The sequence below is a fragment of the Nocardia sp. NPDC004722 genome, assembly GCF_053601505.1.
The window spans coordinates 1-12655 of the sequence record NZ_JBSGBY010000206.1 but is presented as its reverse complement, the minus strand read 5'-3'; the positions used below and the strand labels follow the sequence as shown (position 1 = coordinate 12655).

Here is a 12655-nt window from a genome sequence, read left to right as displayed (position 1 = left end):
GAGGTTTCCTGCAGCAGATTCTCCACCGTGATCGCGCGATGTTCGGCATCGCCGACACCCGGCGGCAGATAACGGTCCAGGGGCGCGTCGATATCGAGTGCGCCTTGATCCCAGGCAATTCCGGCGAGCAGTGACACGACGCTCTTGGTCACGCTCCACACATTCCACGGCACGCCACCGGTTTCGGCATTGAAGGGCCCCTCGCCGATCAGGCAGTTGTGTCGAAAGACCTGCACATTCAACCGGTTTCGGGAGGCGGCGAAGGCCAGTGCGTCGGCCAGTCCGCCGGAATCCACCCCCGCCTCCTCGGGCGCCGCCCGCTGGAAATCCCGCCCGGACGGTTCGGCGCAACGCATCGGACCCGGCGTCGCCCCCGCGACACCGCCGATGATCACACTGCCCGTCATGAAGACCACCGCCATCGCGCCGGCCAACCCCCTGCGCATGCGCCGCATGCGTTTCAGGCTAGCCCGGACCACCGGCGAAACCGCGGAACGCCGCCAGACGGGGGTGACTGGCGGCGTCCGCTCGCGGACAGCTGCCGCGAAGAAAGCGCTGACGCCCAACAAGCGCCTCTCGGCGAGTGGTCGCTCGTAGCGACGAAGGGTGCGGCCCGGGGCTGTTCCGACGCCAGCGAATCTGATCAACCGGCCGCCCGGCGGATCTATTCCGATCGGTTCGATGTGATCTGGGCAACGGTCGCCGGGAGGTGTCCGGTGTCACCCGTAGCGTTTAGCATTCGCCTCAGAACCGCGCACTTTCTCTGGGGGAGCTTTGACCGACGATCCGGTGATCACCAACCTGTTGACCGTGCTCGACACCAATCCCGAGCTGTTGCCGGTGCGGATCAGTGTGATCGAGTTGCTGGCCGCCAAGGGCAGGCATGCCGAGGCGCTCGCGCAGTGCGCCACGGCGTTGGCCCAGGATCCGGCCAACGAGCAGGTGACGGCGCTGCTGCGGCGGAGTACCGCGGCGTTGGCCGGGCCGGTGGCCGCTGTCGAGGAATCCGTCGCGGCGGCACCGGCTTCCGATGCGGCCCGGGAATCCCAGGCCCGGGAATCCCAGTCCTCCGGCTACGACTGGGATGCCGCCGAGGAACAGGTCGGCGACATCATCCAGCCGGCCTTCGTGAACGACAAGTCCGAGGTCTACGTCGAGGGTGATGTCGGGCTGTTCGAGAAGCCCAAGCTCACCCTCGCCGATGTCGGCGGCATGGAGCAGGTCAAACAGCAGCTGGAGTTGTCGCTGCTGGGTCCGGTGCGAAATCCGGAACTGGCCAAGGCGTTCGGCACCAGTGCCCGCGGCGGCCTGCTGCTCTACGGCCCGCCGGGTTGTGGCAAGACCTTCGTGGCCTCGGCGGTCGCGGGCGAGCTGGGCGCGAACTTCTACGCCATCGAGATCGCCGACATCCTGAACTGGTACACCGGCCGCAGCGAATACAACCTCAAACAGGTCTTCCGCACCGCCCGCCGCAAGGCCCCGTGCGTTCTGTTCTTCGACGAGATCGATGCCCTCGGCCACAAGCGCAGCCACCTCTCGGGTTCCAGTTCCCTGCGCTCCACGGTCAATCAGCTGCTCACCGAGATGGATTCGATGACCAGCGACAACGAGGGCGTCTACATCATCGGCGCGACGAACCACCCCTGGGACGTGGACGTCGCCCTGCGCCGCCCCGGCCGCTTCGACCGCATGGTCCTGGTAGCCCTCCCCGACACCGAGGCTCGCATCTCGATCCTCCGCCACCACCTGAAGGATCGCCCGATCGAGGGCATCGACCTCACCACGGTGGCAGCCCGCACCGAGAACTACTCCGGCGCGGATCTCGCCCAAATCTGCAAATCCGCAACCCAACTCGCCATGGCCGACTCCATCCGCACCGGCACCGTCCGCCCCGTCCGGATGGACGACATCGCCGCGGCCCTCACCCAAACCCGCCCCAGCACCGGCGCCTGGTTCGAATCCGCCCGCAACGTAGTCGAATTCGCCAACAACGACGGCAGCTACGACGAACTCGCCGCCTACATGCGCGCCCGCAAAGACCGATGAGCCGCCCCGAACCTGGCATGTGATTCCGAGTAGTAGGGGCAAGTGAGCGAGAAGATCGAGAAGGCGCGGATTCTGGCGGATCTGGGCCGGTACGACGGGGCCCGGGAGATGCTGGCGGAGGTGCTGGCGAGCGAGCCGGAGAACGCCGCGGCCCTGGCGGATATGGCCAATGTGGCCTATCGGATGGGCGAATACGGCCGGGCACTGGAGTTTTCGGGGGCGGCGTTGCGGGTGACGCCGGACGACGTGTTCGTCTGGCGGGTGCGGGCGCTGTCGGAGTTGCAACTGGCTCGCGCCGGGAACGGGGAGGCCGCGGGGGAGCTGCGGGTGAAGGCGATCGCGGCGGCACGCCGCGCCGTCGAGCTGGATCCCGACAATGTGGATAACGTGCGGATTCTGGCCGCCACGCAACGGGATACCGATCCCGCCGCGGCGCTGGCGAATCTGGACAAGGCCCTGGAACTCGATCCCGACAATGTGCACGTCCACTCGCTGCGCGGGCTGACCCTGCGCCGAAATATCAAGGGCCCCGACGCCATGTCGCAGGCCGAGGCGGCCTTCCGCGAGGTGCTGCGCCTGGACCCGGAGAACTCCGAGGCCCTCTACGAACTCGCCCTGATCACCGTGGATCGCGGCGAAAGACAGCAGGGCGCAACCCAATTGCGCCGCGTCGCCGAACTCGACCCGACCTACGCCCCGGCCGTCCGCGACCAGCTGGCCCGCATGGCGAAACAGGACGAACTACAGGCCCGCCGCACGGCAGGCGACCCGTACGTGGACCGCCCGACGCCCGCCCCCGTACCGGCCCCCTCCTCTGGCCGCAGTTCCGGCGGTCGCCGCTTCGGCCGCATCGCCGCGGCTTTCGTGGCCCTGATCCTCATCCGCGGTGTAGCCGCCGCCTTCTCCCACGACTCCTCCACCCCCTCCCAGCACAACTACTACTCACCCCCACCAACCTTCCCCTCCTACCTCCAACACTTCACCATCCCTCCGATGCCCCCGATCCCCACCTGGCCCTCGAACTTCCCCACCTACCGCATACCCGCCCCTCCCACCCCGCGATGACAGGCAAGAAGGACGCGGTCGCGCACGACAAGATCGCGAAGGCGCGAGCGTTGATCGCCCTGCGCCGTTACCGCGACGCGCGCGAGCTGCTGGCCGAGGTGCTTGCGGCCGACCCGGACAACGCGACCGCACTGGCCGACATGGGCAAGGTCGCGCTGATGCTGGGTGACGGCGAGCGCGCGCTGGAATTCACCGCGGCCGCATTGCGACTGGCTCCGGAGAGCGCCTACATCTGGCGAGTCCGCGTCTATGCGGCCTTGCGAACCACCCTGGGCGAACGGGATCCCGCACTGCGGCGGGCGGCGACCGACCTTGCCCTCGAGGCCGCGCGCCGGGCGGTCGAACTCGACCCGCTCGCGTCCGAGAGCTTCCGGGTGCTGGCCGCGGCACAACGCGGCGACGATCCGCGGGCCGCGCTGGCGAGTATCGATCGCGCGGTCGAGATCGATCCGGAAAACGTTGTCGCGCACCAGATGCGCGCGGACATTCTGGGTGAGGACCTGGATCGCCGCGAGGAATCCGAGGCCGCGCTCCGCACCGTGCTGCGACTGGACCCGGAGAATGCCGCGGCACGGTTCGACCTGGCACTGCTCGACCTGGCCCGCGGCGACCGGGAAGCGGCGGTGCGGGGCTTGCGCGGGATCGGAGCGACGGACCCGCGCTGGGGCAATACGGTCCGCGCCCAGTTGCGGCTGATCGCCCTGCAGGATCGATTGGATGCCCTGGCCAGACGCAATCCTGCGGCGGTCCGGCTGGTCCGGCGTTATCCACGTCTCGCCGACTTCCTGGCCCACCTGCTGCCGGGCTGACTGTATACATCTTTGTTTACTCAGACCCGGCTCAGTTTTCTTGACTAGTTCCAGAAAACTCGGCAGGCTCGAACCCATGACCAAGGCGACCACCACCAATTCCGGCGCCCCGGTGCCCAGCGACAACGAATCGCTCACCGCGGGCACCCAGGGCCCGATCCTGCTGCACGATCACTATCTGATCGAGAAGCTTGCCCACTTCAACCGCGAGCGGGTTCCGGAGCGCGTGGTGCACGCCAAGGGTTCGGGCGCGTTCGGCGAACTGGTGGTGACCGGCGATGTGAGCCGCTACACCAAGGCCGCGCTGTTCCAGCCGGGCACCCGCACCGAGTCGCTGGTGCGTTTCTCCACCGTCGCCGGTGAGCAGGGCAGCCCCGACACCTGGCGCGACCCGCGCGGTTTCGCGGTGAAGTTCTACACCACCGAGGGCAACTACGACATCGTCGGCAACAACACCCCGGTGTTCTTCATCAAGGACCCGATCAAGTTCCCCGACTTCATCCACTCGCAGAAGCGCCTGCCGGGCTCGGGCCTGCGCGACGCGCACATGCAGTGGGACTTCTGGACCCTGCGTCCCGAGACCGCCCACCAGGTGACCTGGCTGATGGGCGACCGCGGCATCCCGGCCACCCTGCGCCACATGGACGGCTTCGGCTCGCACACCTACCAGTGGATCAACGAAGCGGGCGAGCGCTTCTGGGTGAAGTACCACTTCAAGACCGACCAGGGCATCCAGACCCTGACCCAGGCCGAGGCCGACGAGCTGGCCGGTAAGGACGCCGACTTCCACCGTCGCGACCTGTACGAGGCCATCGAGCGCGGCGATCACCCGAGCTGGACCCTGAAGGTCCAGATCATGCCGGTCGCCGAGGCGGAGAACTACCGCTTCAACCCGTTCGACCTGACCAAGGTCTGGTCGCAGCAGGACTACCCGCTCATCGAGGTCGGCCGCTGGACCCTGAACCGCAACCCCGCGAACTACTTCGTGGACATCGAGCAGGCCGCCTTCGCGCCCTCGAACGTGGTTCCGGGCATTGCCTTCTCGCCGGACAAGATGCTGCTGGGCCGCGTGTTCGCCTACGCCGACGCGCACCGCTACCGCATCGGCGCCAACCACGCGCAGTTGCCGCCGAACCGGGCCAAGGCCGCGCAGGTGAACTCGTACTCGCAGGACGGCCAGATGCGGTTCTCGCACAACGCCGCCAGCGTTCCGGTGTACGCGCCCAACTCCTTCGGCGGCGCGCACGCCGACCAGGCCCGCGCCATCGACGACGGCGCGTGGGCGTTCGACGCGACCATGACCCGTGCCGGGTACATCACCCACCGCGAGGACAACGACTTCGCGCAGGCCGGGACCCTGGTCCGCGAGGTCATGGACGACGCACAGCGGGATCGCCTGGTGGCCAACGTCTCCGGCCACATCCTCGGTGGCGTGCGTGAGCCCATCCTGAGCCGCGTGTTCGACTACTGGAAGAGCGTCGACGCCGATCTCGGCAAGCGCATCGAGGTGGCCGTTCGCGAGCAGCTCGCGTAAACAGCACCCCCGCACGGACCCGCATCGCCCTCGGCGTTGCGGGTCTTTGCCATGATGGGGTCGAAACGCCGCGGCGACGAGGAGGTCCGATGCGCATCGGAGAGCTGAGCAAGGCCAGTGGCGTGTCCACCCCGACGATCAAGTACTACGTCCGGGAGGGCCTGCTGCCCAAGGGGGAGTCGACCGGCCCGAACCAGGCGCAGTACGACGACGCCCACCTGCGCCGCCTGCACCTGATCCGCGCCCTGATCGATGTCGGCGGCCTGTCTATCGCCTCGGCCCGCGATGTGATCGCCGCCCTGGACGATCCGGATCTCGGCACACACAAGATCCTCGGCGCGGCCCAGCACACCGCCACCCGCTCGATCGCCTTCTGCGACGCGGAATCCCGCACCGCCGCCCTGGCCGAGGTGCGGGCCATGTTGGACCGCCTGGGCTGGCGGGTCGGCCGCGACAATCCGGCGGTGCACACGGCGGCGGAGGTGATCGGCGCGCTGCGGCAGCTCGGCCACGGCGATATCGCCGACCGCGTCGAGGAGTACGCCCGCGCGGTGGAACCCATTGCGGAGCTGGACATGTCGGTGCTGGCGCAGCGCGAGGACATCGACAGCATGGCCGAGACCGTGGTGGTCGGCAATGTGCTCGGCGACGAATTGATCAGCGCCCTGCGTCATCTCGCCCAGACCGACCGCTCAGCCGAATTCTTCAGTACCGCGCGAGAATCGAATCCGTGAGTCGCTCGGCCACCGCGTCGTCGATGGGCGCGTGCCCGAGGAAGAAGCGGTACCAGAACACCCCGTAGAACTCGTCGACCATCAACCCCAGATCCGCGTCCGCCAGAATCTCCCCGCGCTGCTGCCCCCGCGCCAGCACCGCGTGCACCGCGTCCCGCCGTTGCGCGGTGAAGGTCTGCAACAGTTCGGCCAGATGCGGATCCTGCGCCGACTCGCGCAGTAGCGTGCGCAGCGCGGGCGCGGTCGAAGGTTCCTGCGCCCCACGGAATGTCGCCGCGATGATGGCGTGCAGATCCGCCCGCACCGACCCGGTGTCGGGCGTCGGCACCTGGAGTCGCGACCGCTCGGTGAGCGCGTCCAGCAGCAGCGCGCCCTTCGACGGCCACCACCGGTAGACGGTCTGCTTGCCCACCCCGGCCGCCCGCGCGATGGCGTCGATGGTCACCGCCGCGCCTTCGGATTCGCCGAGCAGCCGCAGGGCCGCGTCGAGGATGGCCTGGTGGGTGGCCTCGTTGCGGCGTCGCCCGGTGTGCGGTCGTTCGTGAGACACACATCACTCCTTTGTCGAGACTAAAAGTCTCGGTTTCCGCGTTGTCGAGACTGTCAGTTCCGTAAGAATAGACGGACAGCGACAGAGAGGTTTTCCGACATGAGCACAACACCGCGCGTCGTCGTCATGGGTGGCAGCTCCGGCATCGGCGAGGCCACCGCCACCGCCTTCGCCACCGATGGCGCGGAGGTCATCATCACCGGACGCGGCCGCGACAAGCTCGACGCCGCCATCGCACGCATCGGCGGCAAGACCACCGGCTACGCGCTCGACGCCACCAGTCAGACCGAGATCGACACCTTCTTCGCGCAGGCCGGGACCATCGACCATCTGGTCATCGCGGTCAGCGGCTCGGCGGGCAGCGGCCCCTTCGTGGACCTCGATCTCGACCAGCTCGCCGCCGGTTTCGACGGCAAGTTCTGGCCCCAGGTCCGCATCCTGAAAGCCGCACTCCCGCACATGGATCCGAACGGCTCGGTCACTTTGATCACCGCCGGTTCGTCCCGCTCGGCCTTCCCCGGCACCGCGGGCCTGGCCGCCATCAACGGCGCGCTCGACGCCATGGTCCCGCCGCTGGCGGTCGAACTCGCGCCGCTGCGCATCAATGCCGTCTCCCCGGGCGTCATCGACACCCCGTGGTGGGACCGGGTTCCCGAGGAGCAGCGCCGCGCCCTGTTCGACGGCCTGGTGGCCACCACTCCGGTGGGTCGCGTCGGCCGTCCCGAGGACATCGCGCGCGCCATCCACATGCTGGCCACCAACGGCTTCATCACCGGCGTCGTGCTCGACGCCAACGGCGGAACCAGCCTGGCGACGGGCCGCTGATCCCGGATCAGTCTGTGCGGCCGGTCATTTCCCGGCCGCACGACTGCGCCGGAACTCCAGTCCGTCCAGGATGAGCCCGAGCTCGGAGTCGAAGAAATCGGCCCTGGCCTGGGTGGGATCGAGTTCCCGGTAGACGTCGTAGCGCTTCGCGACGTGCGGATAGCCCTGTACCGCCTGTAGCGACATGGACATCATCCGGTCGTACCATTCCTTTTCGCTCAGCCCGCTGCGGGAAACGCTGGTGAGCATGGCGGTTTCGGGGCTGGTGGAGCCGATGACGAAGGCCCAGATGGCATTCGAGGCGCGATCGGCTTCCGTGTCGTCGAAGCCCGCCGCCTCGAGGATCGCGAGCATGGTGTTCGACAGGTGCATGAGATTTGGCCCGAGGTAGGCGAGTCCGGCTCCGGTCATGGCGATGCTCATCCAGGGGTGGCGCAGGATGGTGTCGCGGATATCGCGCGCCATGGCGAGCAGATCGGCGGACCAGTTCTCCGCCACGATGTCGGCGGGCACCGAAACCTCGCCGAACGCCGTGTCGATCACCAGCTCCACGATCTCGTCCTTGTTGGCGACGTGGGTGTAGAGCGAGGTGGCCCCGGCATTGAGGCGGCTGCCCAGCTTGCGCATGCTCAGCGCGTCGTAGCCCTCGGTATCGAGCAGGGCGAGCGCTTCGGTCACGATGTGTTCCCGGCTCAGCGCGGGTTGTTCCCGCCGCTGTCGTTCCGGCCGGGTCCACACCGACGAGAACTCCTGCGCATTGGCCGCCATGGCTCTTCCTCCTTCGTCTGCGGAACAGCATAAACCCAGCTAGAACGCCGTTCGTCCCTCCGTACACCGTTCCCCCTTGCGAACACTGTACGGCGACCGTACAGTGTTCGACAACGCCGCACAGTGTGCGGACAAGCTTCTCGAAGGGGACTTGAAATGACTGCCGAAAATGTGACCGAGGCGCTGACATCGCCTGCGGCGCAGCGCAATCCGAAGCGCTGGCTGATCCTGGTCGTACTCTGCCTGAGCTCGCTGGTGCTGGTGATCGACAATATGATCCTCACCGTCGCCCTGCCGCAGATCGCGACCGACCTGCATGCCGGGCCGCAGGCCCTGCAGTGGGTGCTCGACTCCTACATCCTGGTCTTCGCGGGCCTGCTGCTCACCACCGGCAGCCTCTCCGACCGCTTCGGCCGCAGGCTGGTGATGGTGCTGGGCCTGGTGCTCTTCGGCGCGGCCTCACTACTGGCCGCGTACGCCACCACCTCGGGCATGCTGATCACCGGCCGGGTGGTCATGGCGATCGGCGGCGCGCTCATCATGCCGAGCACGCTGTCCATCCTGATCACCGTGTTCGACGAACAGGAGCGCCCGAAGGCGATCGCCGCCTGGAGCAGTGTCGCCATGATCGGCATGGTCGGCGGCCCGGTGCTGGGCGGTGTCATGCTCGAGCACTTCTGGTGGGGCGCTGTGTTCTTGATCAATGTGCCGATCGCCGCGGTGGCCATCGTGGCCGCGCTGTCCCTCATGCCCGAGTCCAAAGGTCCCGCGCGTCCGACCGATCTGCCAGGCATGGCGTTGTCCGTGGTAGGCACGGTGGCGCTGGTGTGGAGCATCATCGAGTTCCCGACCAAGGGCCTTGCCGGAACCTGGATTTCGATGGTGACGGCCGCGGTCTTCCTGGTGGCCTTCATGATTCGTGAGGTGAAGGCGGAGCACCCGATGGTGCCGCTGCAGCTGTTCCGCAACAAGATCTTCACCGGGTCCAGCTTCTCGCTGGTGCTGGTCACCTTCGCCAATGCCGGTCTGCTCCTGCTGCTGACCCAGTACCTGCAGTTCGTGCTCGGCTATACGCCGGTCAAGACCGCCCTGGCCTTCACCCCGCTGGCCTTCGCCGCCCTGATCGCCCAGGGTGCGGGTGCCGGGCTGGTGCAGAAGTTCGGTGTTCGCCCGCTGACCCTGGCCGGCATGCTGGTGCTGGCCGTCGGCTCGGGTGCGCTGGCCGCCCTGGACACCGACTCAGGTTTCTGGTCCGCGGCTTTGGCCATGGCCCTGGTCGGAGCGGGCGCCGGTCTAGCCATGCCCGCCGCGATCGGCGCGCTGATGGGCGCTATCCCGCCGGAGCAAGCCGGTGTCGGCTCGGCCCTGAACGACACCATCCAGCAGACCGGTGGCGCGCTGGGCGTGGCCGTACTGGGTGCGGTGCTCGCTGGAACCTACACCGGCAGAATGCCTTCCGATGCTCCGGCGGCCGCCCGCGACAGCATCGCGGGAGCCTTCGCCACGGGTGACAGCACGCTGTTGACCGCGGCCCGTGACGCCTTCACCCACGCCATGTCGGTGACTTTCCTGGCGGGTGGCGCGGCAGTGCTGGCCGCCACGGTGATCGCCTTCTTCCTGATGAAGGGCGCGAAGTCGGCACCGGAAGACGCACCGACCGAATCGGAACTGGTCGAAGTCCGGTAGCGACAATGCGACTGTGCCCCCGGCGAAATGCCGGGGGCACAGTCATTTGCGTTATGCCTGCTTGTCCTTGGCCTGCGTGGCCACCCCGGCCACCGCCACCAGCACCCCGAGGACGCCGAGCCCGATTCCGAACCCCGGCTGCATGTCGTCCGCCCACGCCAACAGGATGAAATGCATATTGGCCTTGGCCAGCAGCAGCGAGCCGAAGCCCAGGATGACCATCCAAACACCTACGCGCAGCACCGAAGAAACCCCCCGATCGAATGAAATATGCGGCGACAGCGTAACCGGAGTCGCCGACAAACGTCAGCCGAGTAATTCCTCGATGCGGGCGGTGCAGAATCCGGTGATGTTCATTTCCGGCGGCAACTGCACGCGATGCGTCATCCGCAGCAGCGGAATCGACAGCAGCGCCGCCGAGAAGATCTCCTGATACTCGAGATTGCGGACCTGATATCCGGTGAGCTTCTCGTAGTAGGCGATGGTCTCCGCCCGCGTGGGCGTCCCCGGCAATGGCGGATGTCCTTCGTACTCGCTACAGGCCCAGTCCAGGAACAGCATCCATGCCAGATCCGATTCCGGTGCCCCGAGATGCGCGATCTCCCAGTCCAGCACGCCCCGCACCCGGAACTCGCCGTCGTAGAGAATGTTCGACATGCGAGCGTCACCCCAGCACAGGGTGGCCCGGTCCGGCTCGTAGCGGTTGTCCCGTAGATACGCGACCGCCCGGCGGTAGGTCTCCGGCACCCGGCCCTCGCAGGCCCAGTGCAGTGCCGCGTCGAGGTAGTTCACGCCCTGCTCGATGACACCGCTGCCGTGCCGGGGAAAGCCGAGGAAATCCAATCGCAGTGCCTGCCAGTCCAGTTGGTTGACCGTGGCGATGGTGTCCACGCATCCCCACCACATGCGGGCCCGCTGCTCGGGCGTGGCCGCGAAGTAGTTCCCGGCGGCGTGATACGACGGAAAGTCGCTCGGCGCTTGCCCTTCCAGCCGGTTCATGACGAAATACGGGCTGCCGAGTGAAGTGTCGCCGCGCTCGAGCCAGGTGACGGTCGGCACCGGAATGGAGGTGGGGGCCAACCGCTGCATGACGAGCACCTGGCGCAGCAGGTCATAGTCGGGGAACAGTGACAGGTCGGGTGGCCGCCGCAGGACCAGCGGTGTGGTCCCGGAGAAGTCCTCGATCTCGAAAAGGTAGGTCTCGGTGGCGAATCCGCGCTCGGTCCGAGTGAGGTTGCGGATCCGCGCGGACTCCGAAACCGGAAGGTGCGCGCGCACCGCCGGTTCCAATGCCCGGCTCAGCTGCTCGGCGGGAATTCGAGTGGTGCTCACGGTCAGAACCCCGCGTACCCGTAGCGCGCATTGCGCCCCATGAACACCATTTCGACCAGCCCGTAGCCGACCTTGCTCTCGGTCTCGATCCGGCAGAAGGTCTCGCTGAGCATGCTGGCTTGGCGCAGGTCGGCGGTATCGGTGAGGTCGGCGGTGAATCCGTCGCTCCAGTCGGCTCCCTTCCACAGCCCCGAGGCGTATCCGCGGTAGTGGTCGTATCCGGCTATGCCGGGCCAGAAGTCGGAGACCGGGATGATGGTGAATTCCCGGTCGCGCCCATCGGCACTGCGCACGGTGAAGCTGCCGCCGCTGACGATCCGGAAGTCCTCGCGGAAGGTCAGCGCGTGGTCGGTGCTGATGATCGGCACCGGCTGCCGCCCGGAGTCGAGCGGCGCGAGCACCGTTCCCTCGAAGTGCCAGCGCTGCCCGTCGGCGGTCTCGCGCTGCGCGAAATGCACCAGCTCGTCCTCGAATTGGAAGATGCCCATGTAGTAGAGGACCCCGTCCGGGATCTCGCCGGGCTGCAATCCCTCGCCCTCGCCGAGGCTGCCGCCGCCCCCGCCGTGGCGGGTGCCCCAGGAGTGGTCGCGCCCGAACCACCAGGTCTCCGGATCGATCTCGAAGCGACTGCCCTCGACCTCGAGGAAACCCGAGACGCGCCCGTTCTGGTAGTACCGCCGGGCGTCCTCGCGCACGCGCCCGCGGCTGCGGAAGAACGCGGGTTCCTGCTCGTAGGCCGGGAATTGGCCGTCGAACTCGAGCTGCAACCGCACCCCGTGCTCATTGTCGCCGAGGGTGGCCCGCACCTTGCGCAGCGGTTCGACGACCTCGTAGGTGAACGGCCCGACGGTCCAGTCCGCGATGCCGTCGTAGCGGTCTCCGATCTCCCGGGAGAGCCGGACCACGTGGGCGGTCTTGCCGCCGATGGTGACCATGGCGTAGGCGTCGAGCACATTCCGGTTGGGGTAGCGCGCCATCCCGGTCATCACGCTGATCTCGCCGGTGGTGTCGAAGCCGTACAGCACGACGCGTTCGGTCCAGCGCAGATCGCTCTGCTGCACGTGGTCGAAGGTGGTGGGAAGTTGGTGGGCGAGCAGTTCGTCCTGGGGCGTCAGCATCTGACGGTTCCTCCTGAATTAGAATACGCGGCGTAGCGTATTTGAAATCACGCCAAGATGTAACCTGTTTCAGAAATTCCCATCGATGCCCGCAAGAGGGGGACCCCGCCGTGACCCAGGCGACCGCCCGCACCGGCCCCGGCCGCCCGCGTGACCCGCACCTGGACGCCCAGGTGCTCCTGGCCACC

General features: G+C 67.5%; 14 protein-coding genes. 8 read left to right on the top strand and 6 right to left on the bottom strand.

Annotated elements, in window-relative coordinates; translation table 11 throughout:
- A partial coding sequence (locus ACWELQ_RS20995; protein ID WP_452398729.1) for a serine hydrolase occupies positions 1–407 on the bottom strand: 407 nt, incomplete at its 3' end.
- Between ACWELQ_RS20995 and ACWELQ_RS20990 the strand changes: the two genes are divergently transcribed.
- The 6 genes from ACWELQ_RS20990 to ACWELQ_RS20965 all read left to right on the top strand — a co-directional run bounded on the left by ACWELQ_RS20990 (position 406) and on the right by ACWELQ_RS20965 (position 6188).
- Positions 406–597 (top strand): hypothetical protein, encoded by a 192-nt coding sequence (locus ACWELQ_RS20990; protein ID WP_452398728.1) that lies wholly within the window; start codon positions 406–408, stop codon positions 595–597. The two genes, ACWELQ_RS20995 and ACWELQ_RS20990, sit on opposite strands and share 2 nt — an antisense overlap.
- A gap of 177 nt (positions 598–774) precedes the next feature.
- Positions 775–2046 carry an AAA family ATPase gene (locus ACWELQ_RS20985; RefSeq protein ID WP_452398727.1) on the top strand — a complete coding sequence of 424 codons (1272 nt, stop codon included), beginning with the start codon at positions 775–777 and terminating at the stop codon, positions 2044–2046.
- 42 nt (positions 2047–2088) lie between these two features.
- Positions 2089–3111: a tetratricopeptide repeat protein gene (locus tag ACWELQ_RS20980; RefSeq protein WP_452398726.1), complete on the top strand. Its 1023-nt coding sequence runs from the start codon at positions 2089–2091 to the stop codon at positions 3109–3111.
- Complete coding sequence (locus ACWELQ_RS20975; RefSeq protein WP_452398725.1) at positions 3108–3920, top strand: tetratricopeptide repeat protein; 813 nt, start codon at positions 3108–3110, stop codon at positions 3918–3920. Before ACWELQ_RS20980 ends, ACWELQ_RS20975 begins: the two co-directional genes overlap by 4 nt.
- 76 nt (positions 3921–3996) lie before the next feature.
- On the top strand, positions 3997–5454 hold the full coding sequence (locus tag ACWELQ_RS20970) for a catalase (RefSeq protein ID WP_452398724.1): 1458 nt from the start codon (positions 3997–3999) through the stop codon (positions 5452–5454).
- A gap of 89 nt (positions 5455–5543) precedes the next feature.
- Complete coding sequence (locus ACWELQ_RS20965) at positions 5544–6188, top strand: MerR family transcriptional regulator (protein ID WP_452398723.1); 645 nt, start codon at positions 5544–5546, stop codon at positions 6186–6188.
- Here the strand turns inward: ACWELQ_RS20965 and ACWELQ_RS20960 are convergent.
- Entirely contained in the window at positions 6160–6738 is a 579-nt protein-coding gene (locus tag ACWELQ_RS20960; protein ID WP_452398722.1) for a TetR/AcrR family transcriptional regulator C-terminal ligand-binding domain-containing protein, read from the bottom strand. The two genes, ACWELQ_RS20965 and ACWELQ_RS20960, sit on opposite strands and share 29 nt — an antisense overlap.
- Before the next feature lie 99 nt (positions 6739–6837).
- Here ACWELQ_RS20960 and ACWELQ_RS20955 point away from each other — a divergent pair, with 99 nt between their 5' ends.
- On the top strand, positions 6838–7563 hold the full coding sequence (locus tag ACWELQ_RS20955; protein WP_452398721.1) for an SDR family oxidoreductase: 726 nt from the start codon (positions 6838–6840) through the stop codon (positions 7561–7563).
- 24 nt (positions 7564–7587) lie between these two features.
- On the opposite strand, the gene ACWELQ_RS20950 is transcribed toward ACWELQ_RS20955, so the two are convergent.
- Positions 7588–8331, bottom strand: a complete 744-nt coding sequence (locus tag ACWELQ_RS20950; protein WP_452398720.1) for a TetR/AcrR family transcriptional regulator — start codon at positions 8329–8331, stop codon at positions 7588–7590.
- Between the two features lie 156 nt (positions 8332–8487).
- On the opposite strand from ACWELQ_RS20950, the gene ACWELQ_RS20945 reads away from it, so the two are divergent.
- Positions 8488–10017 (top strand): MFS transporter, encoded by a 1530-nt coding sequence (locus tag ACWELQ_RS20945; protein WP_452398719.1) that lies wholly within the window; start codon positions 8488–8490, stop codon positions 10015–10017.
- Positions 10018–10068: 51 nt separating this feature from the next.
- Here ACWELQ_RS20945 and ACWELQ_RS20940 read toward each other — a convergent pair whose 3' ends face one another.
- From ACWELQ_RS20940 to ACWELQ_RS20930, 3 genes are all read right to left on the bottom strand, one after another.
- Complete coding sequence (locus ACWELQ_RS20940; protein WP_452398718.1) at positions 10069–10239, bottom strand: hypothetical protein; 171 nt, start codon at positions 10237–10239, stop codon at positions 10069–10071.
- A gap of 84 nt (positions 10240–10323) precedes the next feature.
- Entirely contained in the window at positions 10324–11349 is a 1026-nt protein-coding gene (locus ACWELQ_RS20935) for a phosphotransferase family protein (RefSeq protein ID WP_452398717.1), read from the bottom strand.
- A 2-nt stretch (positions 11350–11351) separates the two neighbouring features.
- Positions 11352–12467: a hypothetical protein gene (locus ACWELQ_RS20930; protein WP_452398716.1), complete on the bottom strand. Its 1116-nt coding sequence runs from the start codon at positions 12465–12467 to the stop codon at positions 11352–11354.
- Between the last annotated feature and the right edge of the window lie 188 nt (positions 12468–12655).

Coding starts and splice junctions, on each gene's coding strand:
- ACWELQ_RS20990 (WP_452398728.1), top strand. CDS start 406: ATGAAGACCACCGCCATCGCGCCGGCCAACCCCCTGCGCATGCGCCGC.
- ACWELQ_RS20975 (WP_452398725.1), top strand. CDS start 3,108: ATGACAGGCAAGAAGGACGCGGTCGCGCACGACAAGATCGCGAAGGCG.
- ACWELQ_RS20970 (WP_452398724.1), top strand. CDS start 3,997: ATGACCAAGGCGACCACCACCAATTCCGGCGCCCCGGTGCCCAGCGAC.
- ACWELQ_RS20965 (WP_452398723.1), top strand. CDS start 5,544: ATGCGCATCGGAGAGCTGAGCAAGGCCAGTGGCGTGTCCACCCCGACG.
- ACWELQ_RS20955 (WP_452398721.1), top strand. CDS start 6,838: ATGAGCACAACACCGCGCGTCGTCGTCATGGGTGGCAGCTCCGGCATC.
- ACWELQ_RS20950 (WP_452398720.1), bottom strand. CDS start 8,331: ATGGCGGCCAATGCGCAGGAGTTCTCGTCGGTGTGGACCCGGCCGGAA.
- ACWELQ_RS20945 (WP_452398719.1), top strand. CDS start 8,488: ATGACTGCCGAAAATGTGACCGAGGCGCTGACATCGCCTGCGGCGCAG.
- ACWELQ_RS20940 (WP_452398718.1), bottom strand. CDS start 10,239: ATGGTCATCCTGGGCTTCGGCTCGCTGCTGCTGGCCAAGGCCAATATG.
- ACWELQ_RS20930 (WP_452398716.1), bottom strand. CDS start 12,467: ATGCTGACGCCCCAGGACGAACTGCTCGCCCACCAACTTCCCACCACC.